Origin of the sequence: Actinomycetospora straminea, assembly GCF_028737255.1 — a bacterium.
In the GTDB taxonomy this organism is placed as follows: domain Bacteria; phylum Actinomycetota; class Actinomycetes; order Mycobacteriales; family Pseudonocardiaceae; genus Actinomycetospora; species Actinomycetospora straminea.
Map to the genome: position 1 here is coordinate 608,886 of NZ_JAQZAN010000001.1, position 21,238 is coordinate 630,123.

Annotated in this window: 21 protein-coding genes and 1 tRNA gene; 8 read left to right on the forward strand and 14 right to left on the reverse strand. The window is 73.1% G+C overall.

Annotated features, from left to right (window positions below; genetic code table 11):
- Positions 1–175: 175 nt before the first annotated feature.
- Positions 176–700, reverse strand: a complete 525-nt coding sequence (locus PH190_RS02885) for a hypothetical protein (protein WP_274229974.1) — start codon at positions 698–700, stop codon at positions 176–178.
- Positions 701–1,069: 369 nt separating this feature from the next.
- Positions 1,070–1,153 (reverse strand) — tRNA-Tyr (locus PH190_RS02890).
- Positions 1,154–1,263: 110 nt separating this feature from the next.
- On the opposite strand from PH190_RS02890, the gene PH190_RS02895 reads away from it, so the two are divergent.
- Positions 1,264–1,755 carry a YajQ family cyclic di-GMP-binding protein gene (locus PH190_RS02895; RefSeq protein ID WP_274200512.1) on the forward strand — a complete coding sequence of 164 codons (492 nt, stop codon included), beginning with the start codon at positions 1,264–1,266 and terminating at the stop codon, positions 1,753–1,755.
- On the opposite strand, the gene PH190_RS02900 is transcribed toward PH190_RS02895, so the two are convergent.
- Positions 1,739–2,440: a TetR/AcrR family transcriptional regulator gene (locus PH190_RS02900; RefSeq protein WP_274229975.1), complete on the reverse strand. Its 702-nt coding sequence runs from the start codon at positions 2,438–2,440 to the stop codon at positions 1,739–1,741. The genes PH190_RS02895 and PH190_RS02900 overlap by 17 nt on opposite strands.
- A 119-nt stretch (positions 2,441–2,559) precedes the next feature.
- Here PH190_RS02900 and PH190_RS02905 point away from each other — a divergent pair, with 119 nt between their 5' ends.
- On the forward strand, positions 2,560–3,330 hold the full coding sequence (locus PH190_RS02905) for an SDR family NAD(P)-dependent oxidoreductase (RefSeq protein WP_274229976.1): 771 nt from the start codon (positions 2,560–2,562) through the stop codon (positions 3,328–3,330).
- Between the two features lie 54 nt (positions 3,331–3,384).
- Here the strand turns inward: PH190_RS02905 and PH190_RS02910 are convergent, their stop codons facing one another.
- Positions 3,385–4,155, reverse strand: coding sequence for an excalibur calcium-binding domain-containing protein (locus PH190_RS02910; protein WP_274229977.1), 771 nt, complete (start codon positions 4,153–4,155; stop codon positions 3,385–3,387).
- 231 nt (positions 4,156–4,386) lie between these two features.
- Between PH190_RS02910 and PH190_RS02915 the strand changes: the two genes are divergently transcribed.
- On the forward strand, positions 4,387–4,671 hold the full coding sequence (locus tag PH190_RS02915) for a hypothetical protein (RefSeq protein WP_274229978.1): 285 nt from the start codon (positions 4,387–4,389) through the stop codon (positions 4,669–4,671).
- Between the two features lie 23 nt (positions 4,672–4,694).
- Positions 4,695–6,035 carry an NAD(P)/FAD-dependent oxidoreductase gene (locus PH190_RS02920; protein WP_274229979.1) on the forward strand — a complete coding sequence of 447 codons (1,341 nt, stop codon included), beginning with the start codon at positions 4,695–4,697 and terminating at the stop codon, positions 6,033–6,035.
- Here PH190_RS02920 and PH190_RS02925 read toward each other — a convergent pair.
- The 4 genes from PH190_RS02925 to PH190_RS02940 form a co-directional block, all read right to left on the reverse strand.
- Entirely contained in the window at positions 6,028–6,582 is a 555-nt protein-coding gene (locus PH190_RS02925) for a Clp protease N-terminal domain-containing protein (protein WP_274229980.1), read from the reverse strand. The genes PH190_RS02920 and PH190_RS02925 overlap by 8 nt on opposite strands.
- Positions 6,583–6,648: 66 nt before the next feature.
- Positions 6,649–7,104 carry a GNAT family N-acetyltransferase gene (locus PH190_RS02930; protein WP_274229981.1) on the reverse strand — a complete coding sequence of 152 codons (456 nt, stop codon included), beginning with the start codon at positions 7,102–7,104 and terminating at the stop codon, positions 6,649–6,651.
- A gap of 150 nt (positions 7,105–7,254) precedes the next feature.
- On the reverse strand, positions 7,255–8,082 hold the full coding sequence (gene htpX, locus PH190_RS02935; protein ID WP_274229982.1) for a zinc metalloprotease HtpX: 828 nt from the start codon (positions 8,080–8,082) through the stop codon (positions 7,255–7,257).
- 67 nt (positions 8,083–8,149) lie between these two features.
- Complete coding sequence (locus PH190_RS02940) at positions 8,150–8,716, reverse strand: PaaI family thioesterase (protein WP_274229983.1); 567 nt, start codon at positions 8,714–8,716, stop codon at positions 8,150–8,152.
- Positions 8,717–8,786: 70 nt separating this feature from the next.
- On the opposite strand from PH190_RS02940, the gene PH190_RS02945 reads away from it, so the two are divergent.
- From PH190_RS02945 to rarD, 4 genes are all read left to right on the forward strand, one after another.
- Positions 8,787–9,593 (forward strand): enoyl-CoA hydratase-related protein, encoded by an 807-nt coding sequence (locus PH190_RS02945; RefSeq protein ID WP_274229984.1) that lies wholly within the window; start codon positions 8,787–8,789, stop codon positions 9,591–9,593.
- 177 nt (positions 9,594–9,770) lie between these two features.
- Positions 9,771–11,657, forward strand: a complete 1,887-nt coding sequence (locus PH190_RS02950) for a 2-oxoacid:acceptor oxidoreductase subunit alpha (RefSeq protein ID WP_274229985.1) — start codon at positions 9,771–9,773, stop codon at positions 11,655–11,657.
- On the forward strand, positions 11,654–12,748 hold the full coding sequence (locus tag PH190_RS02955; protein ID WP_274229986.1) for a 2-oxoacid:ferredoxin oxidoreductase subunit beta: 1,095 nt from the start codon (positions 11,654–11,656) through the stop codon (positions 12,746–12,748). The genes PH190_RS02950 and PH190_RS02955 overlap by 4 nt, the downstream gene beginning before the upstream one ends.
- Positions 12,749–12,785: 37 nt before the next feature.
- Positions 12,786–13,661 (forward strand): EamA family transporter RarD, encoded by an 876-nt coding sequence (gene rarD, locus PH190_RS02960; protein ID WP_274229987.1) that lies wholly within the window; start codon positions 12,786–12,788, stop codon positions 13,659–13,661.
- A 37-nt stretch (positions 13,662–13,698) separates the two neighbouring features.
- Here the strand turns inward: rarD and PH190_RS02965 are convergent, their stop codons facing one another.
- The 6 genes from PH190_RS02965 to PH190_RS02990 are packed head-to-tail and all read right to left on the reverse strand — an operon-like array spanning position 13,699 to position 21,222.
- A complete protein-coding gene (locus PH190_RS02965; RefSeq protein WP_274229988.1) occupies positions 13,699–14,709 on the reverse strand; it encodes a polyprenyl synthetase family protein in 1,011 nt (336 codons plus the stop codon).
- A complete protein-coding gene (nuoN, locus tag PH190_RS02970) occupies positions 14,709–16,349 on the reverse strand; it encodes an NADH-quinone oxidoreductase subunit NuoN (RefSeq protein WP_274229989.1) in 1,641 nt (546 codons plus the stop codon). The genes PH190_RS02965 and nuoN overlap by 1 nt, the downstream gene beginning before the upstream one ends.
- Positions 16,346–17,983 (reverse strand): NADH-quinone oxidoreductase subunit M, encoded by a 1,638-nt coding sequence (locus PH190_RS02975; RefSeq protein WP_274229990.1) that lies wholly within the window; start codon positions 17,981–17,983, stop codon positions 16,346–16,348. Before PH190_RS02975 ends, nuoN begins: the two co-directional genes overlap by 4 nt.
- Complete coding sequence (gene nuoL, locus PH190_RS02980; RefSeq protein WP_274230055.1) at positions 17,980–19,974, reverse strand: NADH-quinone oxidoreductase subunit L; 1,995 nt, start codon at positions 19,972–19,974, stop codon at positions 17,980–17,982. The genes PH190_RS02975 and nuoL overlap by 4 nt, the downstream gene beginning before the upstream one ends.
- A gap of 25 nt (positions 19,975–19,999) precedes the next feature.
- Positions 20,000–20,299 (reverse strand): NADH-quinone oxidoreductase subunit NuoK, encoded by a 300-nt coding sequence (gene nuoK / locus PH190_RS02985; RefSeq protein ID WP_274229991.1) that lies wholly within the window; start codon positions 20,297–20,299, stop codon positions 20,000–20,002.
- Positions 20,296–21,222, reverse strand: coding sequence for an NADH-quinone oxidoreductase subunit J (locus tag PH190_RS02990; RefSeq protein WP_420791563.1), 927 nt, complete (start codon positions 21,220–21,222; stop codon positions 20,296–20,298). Before PH190_RS02990 ends, nuoK begins: the two co-directional genes overlap by 4 nt.
- Positions 21,223–21,238: the final 16 nt, after the last annotated feature.

The window sequence follows — 21,238 nt, forward strand, 5'->3', positions numbered from 1 at the left end:
GAGGGGTTCGCAGTGAGGTGGTGCCCGTTTAGACCCGCGGTAGGGAAACGGGCCCATTGGTCCTGTGATTGTGCCCTGCGACAGACGGCGCGGTGTGAACGATCGAAGACTGAAAGGTCAAGGTTCGGCGCGTCCTTATAGGGCCAGGACAGGGACGAACAGCCGCAACGAAGTGTTACTCGCGATCCCGCGACACGTCGCCCAGCTCCTCGACTCCTAGGTCTTTGCGGGCGGCCTCGAGGAACTCGGCTTCTGCGGGACTGACGTGCTTCCACAAAACGGTCTCGACCTGATCAGCGTGATAGGTCGCCTCGTAGATCCTCTGCGTGAGGGTCCGGGCCGCTGTCCGCACCGGTTCGGGCGTCACCAAATTGAGTCTGTTTTGATGGTGCCAGACGTCGTTGTTCCGTCGGTGCTTTTCGCGCTCCACATCCGCAGCGTCGTCAAGGGGCTCGCCAGCCTTGGATACAAGCGGCCGCCTCCCCCATAGCCCGTCCATCAGTACCCAGGAGTCCTCGACCACGTCAAGGTAGGCAAGAATCGCATCCTTCTTCTCGGTCCGTCTCGCCGCAGCGAGTTGCACGGCGGCTTGCTGCTTCGTGGTCCGCTGAGTGATGAGCACACCGCCGAAAGAGCCAAGAGCCCCGACAGCGACGCCTACTAACGAGAAGACCGCCGGTCCTAGAACAGCCCAATCCATGACGGTTGACTATCTCGCCGGCGCCTCGCCTGCCGGCAGGGCCGTTTGGTCTACACAGTGCTTCCTGCCGTGGCTGCGCGCTGAGTGCACGGCCCGGCAGCTGCGGGTGTTCCGGCAACACAGGTGGGCGGAGTGGCTCGTTCACAGCGTGAACGTGCTGCCACGCGTCGATGCCGAGTGCGTCGTCGGCCCCGAGGACGCGGAGCGCAGACGGATCTTCGAGGCTCTCAGGGAGGACCCTCATGATCGATCTGTCCGCGCATCGTCCGTAGACACCCGCGCAGGGTCGGTCACAGCCGGACGGAGCCGAACATGACCGTGATCATGAGTCAGCCCCGTCGTCGCTGGTCAGCGAGGCAACGGGGCTGGTGGTGGCGGGTGAAGGATTCGAACCTTCGAAGCTTTCGCGACGGATTTACAGTCCGCTCCCATTGGCCGCTCGGGCAACCCGCCAGGGTGTGCCATCCCGGGGGACGGCGTCGGGAAGACTACAGGCCGGGGCCCGGCCGCCGCGCAGCCGGGGCCCCGCGCCGCACCCGGCCGACACGTCAGGGAGGACGACGATGGCCAACCCCTCGTTCGACGTCGTGAGCAAGGTCGACCGCCAGGAGGTGGACAACGCGCTCAACCAGGCGAGCAAGGAGCTCTCGCAGCGCTTCGACTTCCGCGGCACCGGCGCCGACGTCTCGTGGGCCGGTGAGGAGGCCATCACCATCACCGCGGAGACCGAGGAGCGCTGCACCGCGGCGATCGACGTCTTCAAGGAGAAGCTGATCAAGCGTGGCATCTCGATGAAGGCGTTCGACGTCGGCGAGCCGTCGCTGTCGGGCAAGACCTACAAGGTCACCGGCTCGCTGGTGCAGGGCATCTCCAAGGACAAGGGCAAGGAGATCTCCAAGGTCATCCGCGACGAGGGCCCCAAGGGCATCCAGGCCCAGATGCAGGACGACCAGCTCCGCGTCACCGGCAAGAAGAAGGACGACCTGCAGGCCGTGATCTCGCTGCTCAAGGAGCGCGACTTCGACATCGCCCTGCAGTTCACGAACTACCGCTGACGCCCCCGGGCCGAGCCGCGCCTTCAGGTCCGGGGCCCTCGGCCGTCGCGTGTCGCGCGTGGACCGTCAGCGCGGCCTCCTCGACAGCACGCGCCACGCTCGCCGCGTCCGGGTCCCAGTCGAGCAGCAGCATCCGGGGCCAGAGCACGTAGTTGGCGATCATGCCGAGGAACTGGGTGGCCACGAGGTCGGCGTCGGAGAACCGCAGGGTGCCGGCGCGCTGCTCGGCGAGCAGGTGGTCGCGCACCGAGTCGAAGAACGGCATCTTGCCCAGGTCGAAGTGCGTGCGCCCGAGCTCGGGGAAGCGCGGGAGCTCGGCGATGACGATGCGGAAGAGGTCGGCCATCCCGGGGCGGGTCAACAGGTCCGCATAGCGGGTGCCGAGCGTCGTCAGGGCGGCCAGGGGGTCCCCGGGCACGGGCGGGGCCTGCTCGTCCCCGATCGCCCACGACGTGGTCACCATCGCGCTGAACAGCTCGGCCTTGGTCGGGAACTGCTTGAACAGCGTGGCCCGCGAGACCCCGGCCTCGGCCGCGACCTTCGCCAGCGAGGTGCCGTCGTAGCCGAGGTCGAGGAAGAGCCGGCGAGCAGCGCCGAGGAGCGCCTCGCGATTCCTGCGCGCCAGGTCACGGTGGTACCGCGCCGCTCCCGACGGTCCCGCCGGCGCCGACTCGGTCCCGTCCACGACGACCATCCTGCCGGAGACCGGCCCACGAGGCGAGCCGCTTGACTCACCTCGCTGCCAGTGATCTCCTCGTCGTGAGGTGAGCGGACCGACTCACCTCGCTGAGCGAGGAGGCAACGGTGGGACGCTTCGAGGGACGCACGGTGCTCGTGACCGGAGCCACCGGCGGGATGGGACGCAGCCACGTGCAGGCGTTCCACCGCGAGGGCGCCGCGGTGGTCATCGCCGCGCGTGACGAGGCGGCCGGGGCCGCACTGGCCGAGCAGCTCGGGGAACGGGCGCTCGCGGTCCGACTCGACGTCACCGACGAGCAGCAGTGGGCGGCCGGAGTGGCGGCGGCCGAGCAGCGGTTCGGGCCGATCTCGGTCCTCGTCGCCAACGCCGGCGTCCAGCACCCGCCGACGCTGCTCGAGGACGCCGACCGGAGCCTGTGGGACACCGTCACCGCCGTGAACGTCACGGGCACCGCGCTCGGCATCCGGGCGGTCGCCCCCTCGATGCGCCGCGGCGGCGGCGGCGTGGTCGTCACCGTCGCCTCGACGATGGCCCACGGAGGCACGGCGGCGTTCGGACCCTACGTCGCGGCGAAGTGGGCCGTGCGCGGACTGACCCGGACCGCGGCGCTGGAGCTGGGCCGCGACGGCATCCGCGTCGTGTCGCTGACCCCGGGGGTGGTGGCCACACCGTTGATCACCGAGCCGCTCGCCGACGGGGTGCCGGCCATCGCCGAGGCCTTCGACCCCGAGCCCTTCGCCGTCCCGCGGCTGGGTGAGCCGGACGAGATCAGCCGCGCACTGCTGTTCCTCGCCTCCCCCGACGCCGCCTTCGTCACCGGCTCGGAGCTCGTCATCGACGGCGGCCTGCTCCTCGGCCCGGCACTGTCGGCCTGACCGTCCTCAGCGGGTGCCACCGCCACGCACCACCGCTGAGGGGCCGCCCGGGGCTCAGGCCTCGACCCGGCGGTGGCGACCGGGGCGGGCGTGGCGGACCAGGACCGCGCCGGCGAGCGCGGCGGCGCCCGTGAGGCCGTAGGCCAGGGCGTCGGCGCCGCCGGACGGGCTCGAGCCGTCGCCGGCCTCCACGCCACCGACCGGGTACTGCGGCGCGTCGTCCGCGGCCCGGTCGTCGTCGTGGTCGCCGGAGCCCGACGTCACGGCGGCCGGCTCGGTCTCCACGTCCTCGCCGTAGGCGTACGACTCGCAGGCGATGCCGTCGTCGTCGGCGTCGAGGCGCTCGGGGTCGCTCGGGTCGTCGTCGAGGACGGCCTGGGCCTCGGCCTGCGAGTCGAAGTCGGCGCAGTCGCGGTCCTGCGCCGAGGACCGGGCCGGCGCGTCGGTGGACACCCGGTGCGTCGAGCCGGACGACAAGCCGGACGAGCTCGAGCCGGACGAGTGCGAGGAGCTGGACGAGTTCGAGCCCGACGAGCTCGACGATCCGCTGCCGAGACCCAGCTCCTCGCTCACCGACGATCCCCGCCTCGGCAGGCTCTCGCAGGCGCGGCCGTCGTTGTCGCTCCCGTCGAGGCCGTTGGGGTCGGACGGGTCGGCGTCGTAGACGGCCTGCGCGTCCTCCTGGTACCGGAAGTCCCCGCAGTTCAGGTCGTCGGCGGCGAACGCCATCCCCGCGCCGGGGCCGACGACGCTCACCAGCGTCAGCCCGCCGAGGGCGGCGGCGAGGGCACGGCGGGTGCGGCGGGGGGCGCGGTGAGCGGGCACGGAGGTTCTCCTCGGCGGTGACGGGGCGTAGCGCGGTCGCTGCGCTCGGGAGATCAGTCGCCGGGAGATCCGCGGTCGTTAGGGGGAGAGCACGCGAACCACCCGCACGGGGTCAATGCGGACGACCGAGGCAACCCGCCGCCCGGCCGGACGTCCTGCGACGCCCGCCTCAGGGTGGAACTCGGGGCGATCCCGGAGCCGGCGCCGCCTCCGGTCGACGACGGTCGGGGCATGCGCACCAGGACGTCGGGCTCCGCGAGGACGTGGGCGCTCGTGGCCGCCGTGCTCGTCTTCCTGCTGCTCGCGGCGGGCTGGGTCGCGACGCAGGTGTCGGCGCGGGTGTCGGCGCCGCCGCCCGCCGACGACCCGATCGAGCTCGTCACGGGTCCCGCGGGCCCGGCGTGCTGGGTCGTCGGGCGCGTCGGGGACGGGCTCGCCGAGGCCGGCCCGTGCATCGATCCGGCGGAGTTCCGCGGGGACGTCCTCCGTCGGGGGAGCGTCGACCGGACGGCGTGACCGGGGTGCGGTAGGCAGGGCCCGTGACCGATCGCATCGTCGTGGTGGGCGGCGGGTTCGCCGGAGCCGCCGTCGCGCGGCGACTGGAGAAGCTCGTCCCCGAGGCCGACGTCCGGCTCGTCGCCCCCGACGACTACATGCTCTACCTGCCGCTGCTGCCGCAGGTCGCGGCCGGTCTGCTCCCGGCGCCGGCGACGACGGTGGCGCTGTCGACGTGGCTGCGGCGCACGGTGGTGGTCCCCGGGCGGGCGGTCGGGGTCGACCTCGACGCGCGCCGGGTCCTCGTCGAGAGCATCACCGGCCACCACGAGGCCCTCCCCTACGACCGCCTCGTGCTCGCCCCGGGCAGCGTCACGCGGGTCGCCGACATTCCCGGCCTGCGCGAGCACGGCCGCGGGTGCAAGACGCTCGCCGAGGCCGCGTTCCTGCGCGACCACGTGCTGGCCCAGCTCGAGATCGCGAACACGTCGACCGACCCCGAGGAGCGGGACCGCCGCTGCCGCTTCGTCGTCGTCGGCGGCGGCTACGCGGGCGTGGAGACCGCGGCGAACCTCCAGCTCATGACGACCGACCTCGCCCGCCGGTTCCCCCGCCTCGACCCGTCGCTCGTGACCTGGCACGTCGTGCAGCACCACGACGCGCTGATGCCCGGGCTCGGCCGGCGGCTGAGCGAGGACACGCGGCGGGTCCTGGCCTCGCGGGGCGTGCACGTCGACCTGTCCACCGGCCTGACCGCCGCCGACGAGGGGTCGGTGACGCTCTCCGACGGCCGGCGGCTCGCGACCCGGACGCTCATCTGGGCGGCGGGGATCGCGCCCAGCCCGCTGATGGCGCACCTCGGCGCCGAGACCGACCACGGCCGGCTCGTGGTGCGGGCCGACCTGTCGGTGCCCGACCGGCCCGAGGTGCTGGCCCTCGGGGACGCCGCCGCGGTCCCGGACCTCGCGTCCGGCGGCGGGGCGGTCTGCCCGCCCACCGCCCAGCACGCCTCGCGCCAGGCACCCGTCGCCGCGGCGAACGTCGCGGCGGGGCTGGCCGGGCGCCCCACGACGGACTACCGCCACCGCGACCTCGGGATGGTCGTCGACCTCGGCGGCTCGGACGCCGTCGCCAAGCCCTTCGGTGTCGACCTCAGCGGGCTGCCCGGCGCCACCGTCACCCGCGCGTACCACCTCTGGGCCCTGCGCGCCCCGGCGACGATGACCCGGGTCGCGACGAACTGGGCGCTCGGTGCCCTGCACGGCACGAGCGCGGTCCGGCTCGGCTTCCTGCACGGCACCAGCGGGCGGCTCGCCGAGTTCGAGCACACCGACGACTACCTCGACGCCGACGCCACCCGCGCCGCGATCGCCGCGCTCAGCTGACGGCGCCGCCCTCGAGCGCGTCGAGGCGCCGGTCGAGGCGCCGGAGCAGCTCGACGACGCGGTCGAGCTGCGACATCACCGGCTCCGTGGCGGCGTAGGGGCGGGCGCTGCGGTCGGCGAGCAGGTCGCGCCGGGCGTCGGTGACGACCCGCTCGACGTCGACACCGAGCGCTCGCAGGACCACGGCCGCGTCCTCCGCGTCGTCGGCGAGCACGCCCAGCAGGAGGTGGCGGACGCCGAGCACCGGGTCGGCGGCGGCGTCGGCGACCCGGACCGCGGCGTCGAGCGCGGCGACCGCGCCGGGGGTGTGCGGGCGGTGCGCGGCGCGCGGGTCGCCGACGCCGGTGCGCCGGCGGGCGACCTCGTCGCGGGCCGCGTCGAGGTCGACCGCGGCGAGGACACGGCCGCCGTGGTCGCGCTCGTCGAGCGCGAGGGCGAGCAGGAGGTGGGCGGTGCCGAGCCGGGCGTCGCCGGCGCGGACCGCCTCCCGGTCGGCGAGGAGGAGGACGCGGATGACCCGCTCGGTCTGGCGGGCGGTGAGGCTCATCCGTCTACGGTGGGGGGCGCCGCGCCCCGGCACCTCGGGGTCGGTCCCCGGTCCGCGTCGGGGTCCTCACCACTCCTTGGCGTAGTAGTAGCTCGGCTCGCTCGCCCCGGGCTCGATGAACAGGTAGCCGTGCGTGGCGTAGAAGCGCCGTGCGTCGGTGTCCTCCCCGTCGACGTTGACCTCGACGATCCGCCCGCCCCGCCCGTCCACCAGGGCCTCGACGGCCTCGAGCAGCGCGTGCCCGATCCGCTGTCCGCGCAGGTCCGGGCGCACGTAGAGCTCGTCGAGCAGCGCGACCGGCGCGTCGAACCAGACGTTGGGCCGGAACGAGACGACGGCGAGCGCGTCGGCGGGCTCGCCGTGCACCAGGGCGACGAGGTCGTCGCCGGCCAGCCGTTGCCGCAGCCGCCGAGTCAGCACCGTGACGCCGGGGGTCTCGGTCGCGAACTCGGTGTTGAAGTCGTGGAGCAGGCCGGCGACGGTCGCCGCGTCGCCGACGCCGGCCCGCCGGACCTCACCCACCGGACCCGTACCGGCGGGTGATGACCTCGAGGTGGTCGATGCGAACGGCCACGGGGTGGGTCGCTCCAGGGCTCCGGCGCCTCCATCCGCCGGTCTGACACCGGCCCGGACGCGACGCTGCGGTCATCTGATCGCCGGCTCGAGCGGGCGTCAACCCCGCGCCATCGCCTCGAGGCGCGCGATCCGGTCGTCCAGCGGCGGGTGCGTGGAGAACATCCGCGAGAGGCCCTCGCCCGCCCGGAACGGGTTGGCGATCATCAGGTGCGACTGGCTGACCAGCTGCGGGTCGGGCGGCAGGGGCGCGACGGCCGTGCCGTACTGCAGCTTGCGCAGCGCCGAGGCCAGGGCCAGCGGGTCGTGGGTGAGCGTCGCGCCGCTGGCGTCGGCCTGGTACTCCCGCGACCGGCTGATCGACATCTGGATGATGGCCGCCGCGAACGGCCCGATGACGGCGACCGCGATGGTCGCGAGCAGGTTCCGGTTGCCGCCGAAGAGCTGCGCGGCCAGGACCAGGTACGACACGACGCTCGACAGGGCGCCCGCCACGGACGAGATGAGGATGTCGCGGTTGTAGACGTGCGAGAGCTCGTGGCCGAGGACGCCGCGCAGCTCGCGCTCGTCGAGCAGCGTGAGGATGCCCGTCGTCGCGCAGACGGCGGCGTTGCGCGGGTTGCGGCCGGTGGCGAACGCGTTGGGCGCCTCGGTGGGGCTGACGTAGAGGCGCGGCATCGGCTGGTGCGCGTCGGTCGCGAGCTCGCGCACGATGCGGTACATCGCCGGCTGCTCGGCCTCGCCGACCGGGCGGGCGTGCATGGCGCGCAGGGCGATGCGGTCGGAGAAGAAGTACGCGTACCCGTTGACGCCGAGGGCCACGACCAGCGCGACCAGCAGCCCGGTGCGCCCGAACAGCGAGCCGATCAGGAGCACGATCGCGCTCATCAGACCGAGCAGCGCGGCCGTCTTCAGCCCGTTGCGCACCGGTACCTCCCCTCGGACGGATCTCCCGTCCGGGTCAACGCCGGGGCGCGCCCGCCCGTTCCCGCGCTCAGCCCGCCCCGCGCGCCGCCTCGATCACCTCGCGGGAGGCGCCCAGGGCCTCGAGGTCCTCGGGGCGGCCGTGGCGCAGGAAGTGCTCGACGCCGACCTTGAGGAACAGCGCCCGGGCGGTGCCGACGACCTCCCCGTCGAGGGCGTGGAGGCGTGCCTCGCCGGAGACGTAGATCTTGCGGCCCTGGCGGGCGTCGACGCGCGAGTGCAGCCACACCGTGGCGCCGACGGGCACCGGCCGGCGGAAGTCGGTCTCGAGCCGCGCCGTCACCGCGGACCGGGTGACCTGCGTGTACGCCGTGCCGAGGGCGTCGTCGAACGCCGTCATGAGCATGCCGCCGTGCAGGAGACCCGGCGCCCCCTGGTGCTCGGAGAGGACGTCGAAGCGGCTGATCACCGACACCCCGTCGTCACCGACCCACGAGCGCACCCGCAGGCTGCCGGGCACGTCGCCGCAGCCGCGGCAGCCCTCGAAGTGGGACGTGGTGCGCTCGCCCGGGGCGGGCGCCTTGGGGTTGCGCTGCGGCGCCTCGGCGTCCGCCGGCGGCTCGATCGAGATCGGCACGCACCGCACGTTACCGACGGGGACGGCTCCCGGGCCGCGAGCCGCGTCACGCGGACGGCATGCTGACCCCATGACCTCCCCGGACGTCCGTGTGGAACGCCTCGACGGTGCCCGTGCCGGTACCGCCCTCCTCACCGTCTCCGACCCGAAGCGGCGCAACGCGATGACCGCGGCGCTCTCGGAGCGCCTGGTCGCGGTGCTGGGCGAGGTCGCGGCCGACCCGTCGGTGCACGCCGTCGTGGTCACCGGCGACGACGACCCCAAGCCCGCCTTCTGCGCCGGCGGCGACCTCGACGAGCTCGCGGCCGCGGGCGAGGCGGGCCCGGACGCGCTCGAGCACATCTACGCCGGGTTCCTGGCGCTGGCGGAGTGCCCGCTGCCGACGTTCGCGGCGGTCGACGGGCCCGCGGTCGGCGCGGGGCTCAACCTGGCGCTCGCCGCCGACGTGCGCATCGCCGGCGAGAGCGCCCGCTTCGAGCCCGGCTTCCTGCGCCTGGGCGTGCACCCCGGCGGGGGCATGACGTGGATGGCGCAGCGCCTCATGGGCCCGCAGGTGACGACGGCGATGCTGCTCGGCGGCGAGGGCCTCGACGCGGCGCGCGCCGCCGAGGTCGGGCTGGTGCTGCGGGTGGCGACCGGCGAGGGGTCCGACGGGCGCTCCGCCGCGGTCACCGAGGCGCTGCGCATGGCCGCGGTGGCCGGGGCGGCGCCGCGCGAGCTGGTCGTCGCCACGAAGGCGAGCCTGCGCGCGACCGGGCGGCTCGACCGCCACCGCGACGCCGTCGCCGTCGAGGTCGGCCCGCAGCTGGAGTCGCTGCGCTCGGAGGGCTTCCGCGAGGGGCTCGCGCGCGTGCGGGAAGCCACCGGGAAGAAGTAGCTCGGCCCCCGGACGGCGCAGGGACGGCGCGGCACCCGGACCTGATCGGAGCTTGCACGGTCCAGCGTGTGACCCGCGACCAGCCGCCGGAGATCGCGTGCGCGATGAGGTTAGCCTGGGTGGTCAGCTCCTACAGAGGAACCGACCCACGTCACGTGAAGGGACGGGAAGAGCTCGATGAGCACTGACGCCGCCGTCGGGCCGGCCGGTCGGGAGGTGCGCCAGACCCACCGCGTGGTCATCCGCTTCGCGGGTGACTCGGGTGACGGCATGCAGCTGACCGGCGACCGGTTCACCTCGGAGGCCGCGGCCTTCGGCAACGACCTCGCGACGCTGCCGAACTTCCCCGCCGAGATCCGCGCCCCTGCCGGGACGCTTCCCGGGGTGTCGAGCTTCCAGCTCCACTTCGCGGACTACGACATCCTCACGCCGGGCGACCGCCCCGACGTACTGGTGGCGATGAACCCGGCGGCGCTCAAGGCCAACCTGAAGGACCTGCCGCACGGCGGGATCCTCATCCTCAACACCGACGAGTTCACCAAGCGGAACCTCGCCAAGGTGGGCTACGAGTCGAACCCGCTCGAGGACGACTCGCTGGAGCCGTACACGACGCACCAGGTCGCCATGGCGACGCTGACGCGCGGCGCGCTCGAGCCGACCGGGATGAGCAAGAAGGACGCCGAGCGCGCGAAGAACATGTTCGCGCTCGGCCTCCTGTCGTGGATGTACCACCGCGGCACCGAGGGCACCGAGCAGTTCCTGCGCGAGAAGTTCGCGAAGAAGCCCGACCTGGCCGAGGCCAACATCCTCGCCTTCCGGGCCGGCTGGAACTACGGCGAGACCACCGAGAGCTTCGCGGTGACCTACGAGGTCGCCCCGGCGCGCCTCGCCGAGGGCACCTACCGGCAGATCACCGGCAACCTCGCGCTCGCCTACGGCGTCGTGGCCGCCAGCCAGCAGTCGAAGCTGCCGGTCTTCCTCGGCACCTACCCGATCACGCCGGCGTCGGACGTGCTGCACGAGCTCTCCAAGCACAAGGGCATGGGCGTCACGACGTTCCAGGCCGAGGACGAGATCGCGGGCATCGGTGCCGCCCTGGGCGCGTCGTTCGGCGGGGCGCTGGGCGTCACGTCGACGTCGGGCCCGGGCGTCGCGCTCAAGTCCGAGACGATCGGCCTGGCGGTGGCCCTCGAGCTGCCGCTGCTGATCCTCGACGTGCAGCGCGGCGGGCCGTCGACCGGCCTGCCGACCAAGACCGAGCAGGCCGACCTGCTGCAGGCGATGTACGGCCGCAACGGCGAGGCGCCGGTGCCGATCATCGCCCCGCAGTCGCCCGCCGACTGCTTCGACGCCGCGCTGGACGCCGTGCGGATGGCGCTGACCTACCGCACCCCGGTGTTCCTGCTCTCCGACGGCGCCATCGCCAACGGCTCGGAGCCCTGGCGCATCCCCGACGTCGCGACGCTGCCCGACCTCTCGGTCACCTTCGCCACCGAGGCGAACGCCCCCGACGGCTCCGGGGAGTTCTGGCCCTACCTGCGCGACGCCGACACCCTCGCGCGGCCGTGGGCCATCCCGGGCACCGCCGGGCTGGAGCACCGCATCGGCGGCCTCGAGAAGGCCGACGGGCGCGGGACCATCTCCTACGACCCGGACAACCACGACCGCATGGTCCGGCTGCGCCAGGCGAAGATCGACGGCATCGAGGTCCCCGACCTCACCGTCGACGACCCGACCGGCGACGCCGAGGTCCTGGTCCTGGGCTGGGGCTCGTCGTACGGGCCCATCGGTGCCGCGTGCCGTCGCGTGCGCGCCGCCGGGATGTCGGTCGCCCAGGCGCACCTGCGCCACCTCAACCCGCTGCCGCGCAACGTCGGGGACGTGCTGCGCTCGTACCGGCGGGTGATCGTGCCGGAGATGAACCTCGGCCAGCTGGCGATGCTGCTGCGCGCGAAGTTCCTCGTCGACGCGCACTCCTACACCAAGGTCGCCGGCCTGCCGTTCCAGGCCGAGGAGCTCGCCGGCGTCCTCACCGACGCCGTGAAGGGGGATCTGCCCGCATGACGGCCACCGATCTGCCGACCCCCGGGGTCGGCGGTCTCGACCTCGTCCCGACCACCGACGCGCCGCAGAAGGCCAAGGACTACACCTCCGACCAGGAGGTGCGCTGGTGCCCGGGCTGCGGCGACTACGCCGTGCTCGCGTCGGTGCGCTCGTTCCTGCCGGAGCTCTCCCTCAAGCGCGAGAACATCGTGTTCGTCTCGGGCATCGGCTGCTCGTCGCGCTTCCCGTACTACCTCGACACGTACGGCATGCACTCGATCCACGGGCGCGCGCCGACGATCGCCACCGGGCTCGCGGTCACGCGCCCGGACCTGTCGGTGTGGGTCGTGACGGGTGACGGCGACGCGCTGTCGATCGGGGGCAACCACCTGATCCACGCGCTGCGCCGCAACATGAACATCACGATCCTGCTGTTCAACAACAGGATCTACGGGCTGACCAAGGGCCAGTACTCGCCGACGTCGGAGACCGGCAAGGTCACCAAGTCGACGCCGATGGGCTCGATCGACGCCCCCTTCAACCCGGTGTCGCTGGCGCTCGGCGCCGAGGCGACGTTCGTGGGCCGCGCGCTGGACTCCGACCGCAAGGGCCTCACCGAGGTCCTGCGCCAGGCCGCCGCGCACCGCGGCGCCTCGCTGGTCGAGATCTTCCAGGACTGCCCGATCTTCAACGACGGCTCGTTCGACGTCCTGCGCAAGGGCGACGACGTGGCCGAGCGGCTGATCAAGCTGGTCGACGGCGAGCCCATCACCTTCGGCAACGACGGCGAGTACGGCGTCGTGCGCTCGGCGACGGGCGGGCTCGAGGTGGCGAAGGTGGCCGACGTGGGGCAGGACGCGGTCGTCGTCCACCGCGCCGGCGAGGAGGACCCGACCCAGTCCTTCGCGCTCTCGCGGCTGTCGGATCAGGACCTCACCCACACCGTCACCGGCATCTTCCGCAAGGTCGACCGCCCGACCTACGACGACGGCGCCCGCGCCCAGGTCGCCGCGGCCACGGAGCAGGCGCAGCAGCGGGGCGACGACCTGCAGGCGCTGCTGTCCGGCCGGGACACCTGGGCGGTCCTGCCGGAGCCCGAGAACGAGCAGTAGCACCGCGCCCGACACCGCGCCCGAGGTCCGGGCGCCGGTGTCGGGTGCGGGGCGGGGGTACGCCGCGGCGCTCGCGGCGTACTCGCTGTGGGGGCTCTCGCCGGCGTTCTGGCCCCTGCTCGCGCCCGCCGACGCCGTCGAGTCGGTGGCCCACCGCGTCGCGTGGACGCTCATCGGGATGCTCGGCGTCATCACCGTCGCCCGGCGGTGGGCGGACCTCCGCGGGCTCGCGTGGCGGACGTGGGCGCTGATCCTCGCCGGGTCGGTGCTCATCGCCGTCAACTGGGGCGTCTACATCTGGGCGACCACCCACGGGCACGTCGTCGACGCCGCGCTGGGCTACTACGGCACGCCGCTGATCTCGGTGCTGCTCGCGGTACTCGTGCTGCGCGAGCGGCTGCGGCCGGTGCAGTGGGTGGCGATCGGGCTGGCCGTGGTCGCCGTCGTCGTGCTGACGGTCGGCACGGGGCGGCTGCCGTGGATCACGCTCGTGCTCGCGATGAGCTTCGGGGTCTACGGGCTGGTGAAGAAGCGCGTCCCGCTCGACCCGGTGCCCGGGCTGACCGCCGAGGGCTTCCTGCTCGGGCCGCTCGCGATCGTGTTCATCGTGTGGCTGCAGGCGACCGGTGCGGGCACGTTCACCGGCCACGGCGTCGGGCACGCGCTGCTGCTGATGGCGGCCGGGCCCGTCACCGCGCTGCCGCTGCTGCTCTTCGCCGCCGGCGCGAAGCGGCTGACGCTGGCCACGCTCGGCGTGCTGCAGTACGTCAACCCGACGCTGCAGTTCCTCTGGGGCGTGTTCGTCGCGGGCGAGCCGATGCCGGCGTCGCGCTGGATCGGCGTCTCGCTGGTCTGGGCCGCGCTCGTCGTGTTCACCGCCGACGCCCTGCGCGCCCGTCCCGTCCGTGCGTGATCTTCCGAGCGATGGCTCAGAAGATCACGCACGGAGGTCAGCTCGTGCGGGCGACCGTGTAGTCGAGGAGGGCGGCGAGGGCCTGGCGGGCGGGACCGTCGGGCAGGGTCGCGAGCTCGGCGCGGGCGGCGTCGGCGCGCTCGTCGAGGGCCCGGCGCGCCTCGTCGAGGCCCCGCGAGCCACGCAGCAGCTCCAGCGCCTCGCCCACCTCGTCGTCGCCGAGCTCGCGGCTGCCGACGCCCAGCTCGCGCAGCCGCGGCACCTCGGGGCCGTCCCCGGCGAGCGCGTAGAGCACCGGCAGCGTCGGCACGCCCTCGCGCAGGTCGGTGCCCGGGGTCTTGCCCGAGGCCCCGGACGGCGAGGCGATGTCGATGATGTCGTCGGAGACCTGGAAGACCGTCCCGATGATCTCCCCGAAGCGCCGCATCGCCGTCACGTGCTCGTCGGGTGCGCCCGCGAACATCGCCCCGAAGCGCCCCGAGGTCGCGATCAGCGAGCCCGTCTTCTCCGCCACCACGGCCAGGTAGTGCTCGACGGCGTCCTCGCCGTCCCGGGGCCCGCGCGTCTCGCGCATCTGGCCCGTGACGAGCTCCGCGAACGTCTCGGCGATGATCCGCACCGCGTCCGGTCCGAGCTGCGAGACGAGCCGCGAGGCGTGGGCGAACAGGTAGTCGCCGGTGAGGATCGCGACGGAGTTGTCCCAGCGCGCGTTGGCGCTGTCCGCGCCCCGGCGCATGACGGCCTCGTCCATGACGTCGTCGTGGTAGAGCGTCGCGAGGTGCACGAGCTCCACCGACGTCGCCGCCACCACGACGTCCTCCGACGTGCCGCCGGCCACCTGCGCGGCGAGCAGGGTCAGCAGCGGGCGGAAGCGCTTGCCGCCGGCGTCGATGAGGTGCAGCGACGTCTCGGTGACGAACCGGTAGTCGCTGTGCACCTCGCGGTGCAGCAGCTCCTCGACGCGGTCGAGGCCGTCGGTCACGGCGGCGGCGAGGTCGGGGTCGGAGATCGGCAGTCCCGCGACCTGGGTCAGTTGGGGGCCGGTCATCAGCCCAGGAAGGACAGGCCGTCGGCCCATCCGAGGACGGCGGTCGGCACGACGCCGAGCAGCAGGGTCACCACGACCCCCAGTGTGATCGCCACCGTCGTGAACGGGCCAGGCACGCTGACCGTCGGACCGTCCGCGGCGGGCTCGGAGAAGTACATGAGCACGATGAGGCGCAGGTAGAAGAACGCGGCGACCGCGCTGACCACGAGGGCCACGATGACCAGCGGCGTCATGCCGTCGGCCAGCGCCGCGGAGAACACCGCGAACTTGGCGGTGAAGCCACTGGTCAGCGGGATCCCGGCCAGCGCCAGCATGAGGAACGTCACCGCCGCGGCGACCACCGGCGAGCGCTTCCCGAGCCCCGCCCACGCCGAGAGGTGCGTCGCCTCGCCGTCGGGCCCGCGCACCAGCGACACCAGCCCGAAGAGCGCGACCGTCGTGAAGCCGTAGGCGAGCAGGTAGAACAGCGTCGCCGACAGGCCCGCCGGCGTGATCGCCATCGCGCCCAGCAGCAGGAAGCCGGCGTGCGCGACCGACGAGTAGGCGATCATGCGCTTGACGTCGGTCTGCGTGAGGCCGAGCACCGCACCGATCACCATCGACACGATGGCGACGACCCACAGCACCCCGCGCCACTCCCACACCGTGGAGCCGAACGCGACGGTGAACACCCGCAGGATCGCGCCGAACGCGGCGACCTTGGTGCAGGCGGCCATGAAGGCGGTCACCGAGGTCGGCGCGCCCTGGTAGACGTCCGGGGTCCACGTGTGGAACGGGCCCACCGAGGCCTTGAACATCAGCCCGACCACCAGCAGCGCGAGCCCGCCGAACAGCAGCGAGTCCGGGCGCAGCGAGCCCGCGGCGGCGAGCGAGATGTCGGTGAGCTTCACCGAGTCCGCGTAGCCGTAGAGCAGCGCGAGCCCGTAGAGGAAGAACGCCGACGAGAACGCGCCGAGCAGGAAGTACTTGACCGCCGACTCCTGGCTCATCAGCCGCCGGCGCCGCGCGAGCCCGCAGAGCAGGTACAGCGGGAGGCTGAGCACCTCGAGCGCGACGAACATCGTCAGCAGGTCGTCGGACGCGCAGAAGACGAGCATGCCGCCCAGCGCGAACAGCACGAGCGCGTAGATCTCTGTGTGGCCCTCGACGGGCTGGCCGCCGCGGCCGGTCAGGCGCCCGCCCGACGACCCGCCGGCGCGGCCGGAGGAGCCCGACGAGCCGCTGCGCGCGCCCACCCCGGCCTTCTCGCGGGCCCGCTGCTCGGCCTCGGCCTCGCCGAGCGCGACCGGGTCGGCGAGGAACGCCCCGCCCGGCTCGACCGAGCGGTCGGCGAGCAGCAGCACGCTGGGCACCGCGAGGGCGAGCAGCGTGCCCCAGAGGAACAGCGCCGGCCCGTCGACGGCGATCGCGCCGGCGAGCGTCGACACCGCGGGAGCGCCCGAGGTGGCCCGCACGATCACCGCGAGCAGGGCCGCGACGACGGCGACGAGCGTCAGCGAGAGCTGCACCCGCCCGCGCACCCGCATCGGCAGCAGCGCCTCGAGCAGGACCGCGAGGCACGCGGCGCCGAGCACGATGAGCACGGGGGCCAGCGCCCCGTAGTCGACCGTCGGGAACGCGGGCGCCAGGGGACCCGTCATCGCGGCACTCCGTTCGGGGTCACGGGGTCGGCGACGCCGACCTCGCTGAGGGTCGCCGACACCGTCGGGTCGAGGACCTCGAGGACCGGGCCCGGGAAGAACCCGAGCACGAGGACGAGGGCGACCAGCGGGGTGAGCACCGCGACCTCGCCCCGGGTCAGGTCGCCGAAGCGGGCGGTGGTGCGGCGCATCCAGGACTCGTCGGCGTCGCTTCCGGTGTCGCCGCCGGACCCGCCGAACGTCGCCGCCGACGCCGCGCCCGGCCCGTCACCGACCACGGCGGCACCGCGCAGCGGCCCGGTCATCGTGCGCTGGATGACCCAGAGCATGTAGAGGGCGGCGAAGACGATGCCGACGGTGGCGATGACGCTGAACACCGGCTCGCGCGGGAACGCGCCCAGCAGGACGAGGAACTCGCTGATGAACGAGTTGGTGCCCGGCAGCGAGATCGTCGAGAGCCCGGCGATGAGGAACATCCCGGCCAGCAGCGGCGCGACCCGCCCGACGCCGCCGTACTCGGTCATCGCGGAGGTCCCGCCGCGGCGGATGAGCAGCCCGACGACGAGGAAGAGCATCGCCGTCGAGATGCCGTGGTTGACCATGTACAGCGACGACCCGACCATCGACTGCGACGAGAACGCGAAGATGCCGAGCGCGATGAAGCCGAAGTGCGCGATCGAGGTGTAGGCGACGAACCGCTTGAGGTCGGTCTGCGCGGCGGCGAGCAGCGAGCCGTAGAGCACGCCGATCACCGCGAGCGTCAGCACCAGCGGCGCGAGCTCCTGCGACGCCGCCGGGAACAGCGGCAGCGTGTAGCGCAGGAAGCCGAACGTGCCGACCTTGTCCAGCAGGCCGAGCAGGATGATGCCGCCCGCGATCGGGGCCTCGGCACCGGCGTCGGGCAGCCAGGTGTGGAACGGCACCAGCGGCGCCTTGATCGCGAACGCCGCGAAGAACCCGAGGAAGAGCCAGATCTGGGTCGACAGCGGCAGCTGCGCGGCCATCCCCTGCAGCGCGGTCCAGTCGAAGGTGCCCTCGCCGAGGCGGGTGTCGCTGGCGACGAAGAGCCCGATCACCGACGCGAGCATGATCAGCCCGCCGAGGAACGAGTACAGGAAGAACTTCACCGCGGCGTACTGCCGCCGCGGACCGCCGAAGCGCCCGATGACGAAGTACATCGGGATGAGCATCGCCTCGAACAGCACGTAGAACAGGAACACGTCGGTCGCGGCGAAGACGCCGACGAGCACGCCCTGCGTCGCGAGGATCAACGCGGTGAACCCCGCGCCGGTGCGGCCCGGGGGCAGCTTCTCGGTGAACGCGAACGCCAGCACCACGGGCACGAGGACCGCGAGCAGCGCGATCATCGTCAGCGCGATGCCGTCGAGGCCGAGGGCGAAGCGCGTCCCGAACGCGGGGATCCAGTCCACCGACAGCGCGAACTGGAAGCGCGGCGTGCCCGGGCCGGTCGCGAACTGCGACCAGACGACGACCACGAGCACGAGCGAGACCGCGGCGAACGCGAGGCCGACGATCCGGCCGGCGCGGTCGAGGTCCTCACGGGTCGCCAGGGCACCGCACACGGCGGCGCCGACGAGCGGGACCAGCAGCAGGGCCAGGAGCAGCGCGCTCATCCGCCGAGACCGCCGACGGTGAGGAGGGCCGCGACGAGCACGACGGAACCTCCGAGGATGGTCAGGGCGTAGGAGCGGACGAAGCCGGTCTGCGTGCGCCGCAGCCGGCCCGACGTGCCGCCGAGCATGGCGGCGGTGCCGTTGACGACCCCGTCGACGCCGCGGTTGTCGAGGTAGACCAGCGCGCGGGAGAGCCAGATGCCCGGGCGGGCGATGAGGCCCTCGTTGATCGCGTTGGCGAACAGGTCGGCGCGCGCGGCGCGGACCGGCAGGCTGACCCGCTGCGGCCGCTCGACCGGCACCTCGCGGCGCCCGACCAGCAGGTACGCCGTGCCGGCGCCGACGAGCATCAGCGCGGTGGCGAGGTAGGGCACCAGGCCGACGTAGAACACGGCCGGGACGTCGTAGGGCTCGACGGGGACGCCGAGCGACGCCTCGAGGTAGTGCCCGAGGCGCTCGCCGCCGACGAGGAACGCGCCCGCCCCGACCGACCCGATGGCCAGCAGGATCATCGGCACCGTCATCGAGGCCACCGACTCGTGCGGGTGGTAGTGCTCCGGCGGGTCCTCGAGGTCCGCGGCGTCGATGCGGCGCGGGTGCAGGTCGCGCCAGCGCTCGGGCCCGAAGAAGGTCATGAGCATCAGGCGCGTCATGTAGAACGCCGTCAGCCCGGCCGCGAGCAGCGCCGCCCCGCCGAGGATCCAGCCGGCCACCGGGCCCGCGGTCAGCGAGGCCTCGATGATGAGGTCCTTCGTGTAGAAGCCCGAGAAGAACGGGAAGCCGATCAGGGCGAGGAAGCCCGCGGTGAAGGTCCAGAACGTCACCGGCATGTGCCGCCACAGCCCGCCGAAGCGGCGCATGTCCGTCTCGTCGGCCATCCCGTGCATCACCGAGCCGGCGCCGAGGAACAGGCCCGCCTTGAAGAAGCCGTGGGTCAGCAGGTGCGCGATCGCCGCGGCGTAGCCGACCGGCCCGAGCCCGACGGCGAGCATCATGTAGCCGATCTGGCTCACCGTGGAGTAGGCCAGCACCTTCTTGATGTCGTCGTAGGCGCAGCCGACGATCGCCCCGATCAGCAGCGTGATCGCGCCGATGATGGTCACCACGAGCTGGCCCACCGGCGCGAGGTCGTAGAGCGGGTTCGACCGGGCGATGAGGTAGACGCCGGCGGTGACCATGGTGGCCGCGTGGATGAGCGCCGACACCGGGGTCGGGCCCTCCATGGCGTCCGGGAGCCAGGCCTGCAGCGGGAACTGGCCGGACTTGCCGCACGCGCCGAGCAGCAGGAGCAGCGTGATCGCGGTCAGCGCGCCGGGCGAGATCTCACCGGCCCGGGCGAACACCTCGGCGTACTGCGTGGTGCCCAGCTCCACGAACAGCAGGAAGATCGCGAGCGCGAGCCCGACGTCACCGACCCGGTTCATGAGGAACGCCTTCTTGGCCGCGCTCCCCGCCGACCGGCGTCCCGTGTAGAAGCCGATGAGCAGGTACGACGCGAGGCCGACGCCCTCCCAGCCGAGGTAGAGCGTCACGAACCCGTTGCCGAGGACGAGCACGAGCATCGCCGCGACGAACAGGTTGAGCTGCGCGAAGAACTTCCGCCGGTCCGGGTCGTGGGACATGTAGCCCACGGAGTAGATGTGGATCAGCGACCCGACACCGGTGATGAGCAGCGCGAACGTCAGCGACAGCGGGTCGATGCGCAGGCCGAACTCGACGTTCAGCGACCCGACGGCGATCCACTCGTAGAGCCCGAGGTCGCGCACCCGCTCCTCGGCCGGCAGCGCGAGCGAGCCCGCGAAGAGCACGACGGCGACGACGAAGGACGCGACGACGGTCGCGACGCCGAGGAGGTGCCCCCAGCGGTCGGTGCGGCGCCCGCCGACGAACAGCACCAGCGCGCCGAGCGCGGGCAGCGCGACGAGCAGCCAGGCCGCGCCCGCGGCTCCCTCGGCGGGGAGCACCTCGGGGAGCGGAGCGGCGGCCAGCAGAGGCGACACGTCTCTTCGACCCCCTTCAGTACTTGAGCAGGTTGGCGTCGTCGACCGAGGTCGTCCGGCGCGTGCGGAAGATGGCCATGATGATCGAGAGGCCGACGACGACCTCCGCCGCGGCGACGACCATGACGAAGAAGGCCATGATCTGGCCGCCGAGCGACCCGTTGATGCGGGAGAAGGTGACGAGCGTCAGGTTCACCGCGTTGAGCATGAGCTCGATGCACATGAACACGACGATCGCGTTGCGCCGCACCAGCACGCCGACCGCGCCGATGGCGAACAGCAGCGCGGAGAGCAGCAGGTAGACCGTGGGGCTCATCGGGCTCCCTCGCTCTCGCCGGTCGCGCGGTGGGAGCCCTCGCTGAGCCGGTCGTGGGTGCTGCCGACGTCGTGCCCGGCGTGCCCGTCGGTGTGACCGTCGCCGTGACCGTCGCCGCCCCGCAGAGCCCGGGCGTCGACCTCGCCGGCCGGGCCGCTCTCGGACGCCACGTCGGCGATGTCGGCGTCGAGGCGCTCGCGGCGGGTCGCCTCGATGATCCTCGACAGCGAGGCCGGGGCGACCGAGCCGTCGGGGAGCAGGGCCGGGGTCGCGACCGAGTCGGCGGTGGCGAACACGCCGGGCCCGGAGCGCGAGCCGTACTGCGCGAGCGGCCCGCGCAGGCGCTCGACGACGCGCTCGCGCTGGCCCGCCTGCTTCCGGCGGACCTGGCCGGCGAACGTGTAGACCATCGCGCCGACGGCGGCGGTGATGAGCAGCGCCGAGGTCAGCTCGAAGGGCAGCAGGTAGTCGCGGAAGATGCTGGTGCCCAGCGCCTGGACGTTGCCGCGCGCCTCCGGGCCGTAGCCCGGGCCGAGCCCCACCGGGCCGACGGCGGTCAGCGTCTCGGCGACCGCGGCGACGGCCAGCCCGCCCAGCCCGACGCCGAGGACGGCGGCGGCCAGGCGCTGGCCGCGCAGCACCTCGACCACGGAGTCCGAGGCGTCGCGCCCGACCATCATCAGCACGAACACGAACAGCATCATGATCGCGCCGGTGTAGACGATGATCTGCGTGAACCCGAGGAACGGCGCCTGCTGGACCATGTAGAGCACGCCCAGGCTCAGCATCGTCAGGACGAGCCACAGCGCCGAGTGCACCGCGTTCCGCGCGAAGACCATGCCCAGGCCGCCGGCCAGGGCCACCGGGCCGAGGATCCAGAACGCCACCGACTCGCCGGTGCTCATCTCCCCGCCGCCGGTCATCGGCGCCGCGGCGGCG

Coding starts and splice junctions, on each gene's coding strand:
- PH190_RS02945 (WP_274229984.1), top strand. CDS start 8,787: ATGACCTCCCCGGACGTCCGTGTGGAACGCCTCGACGGTGCCCGTGCC.
- PH190_RS02885 (WP_274229974.1), bottom strand. CDS start 700: ATGGATTGGGCTGTTCTAGGACCGGCGGTCTTCTCGTTAGTAGGCGTC.
- PH190_RS02925 (WP_274229980.1), bottom strand. CDS start 6,582: ATGAGCCTCACCGCCCGCCAGACCGAGCGGGTCATCCGCGTCCTCCTC.
- PH190_RS02975 (WP_274229990.1), bottom strand. CDS start 17,983: ATGAGCGCGCTGCTCCTGGCCCTGCTGCTGGTCCCGCTCGTCGGCGCC.
- nuoN (WP_274229989.1), bottom strand. CDS start 16,349: ATGACGGGTCCCCTGGCGCCCGCGTTCCCGACGGTCGACTACGGGGCG.
- PH190_RS02895 (WP_274200512.1), top strand. CDS start 1,264: ATGGCCAACCCCTCGTTCGACGTCGTGAGCAAGGTCGACCGCCAGGAG.
- PH190_RS02965 (WP_274229988.1), bottom strand. CDS start 14,709: ATGACCGGCCCCCAACTGACCCAGGTCGCGGGACTGCCGATCTCCGAC.
- PH190_RS02915 (WP_274229978.1), top strand. CDS start 4,387: ATGCGCACCAGGACGTCGGGCTCCGCGAGGACGTGGGCGCTCGTGGCC.
- PH190_RS02990 (WP_420791563.1), bottom strand. CDS start 21,222: ATGACCGGCGGCGGGGAGATGAGCACCGGCGAGTCGGTGGCGTTCTGG.
- PH190_RS02950 (WP_274229985.1), top strand. CDS start 9,771: ATGAGCACTGACGCCGCCGTCGGGCCGGCCGGTCGGGAGGTGCGCCAG.
- PH190_RS02955 (WP_274229986.1), top strand. CDS start 11,654: ATGACGGCCACCGATCTGCCGACCCCCGGGGTCGGCGGTCTCGACCTC.
- nuoK (WP_274229991.1), bottom strand. CDS start 20,299: ATGAGCCCCACGGTCTACCTGCTGCTCTCCGCGCTGCTGTTCGCCATC.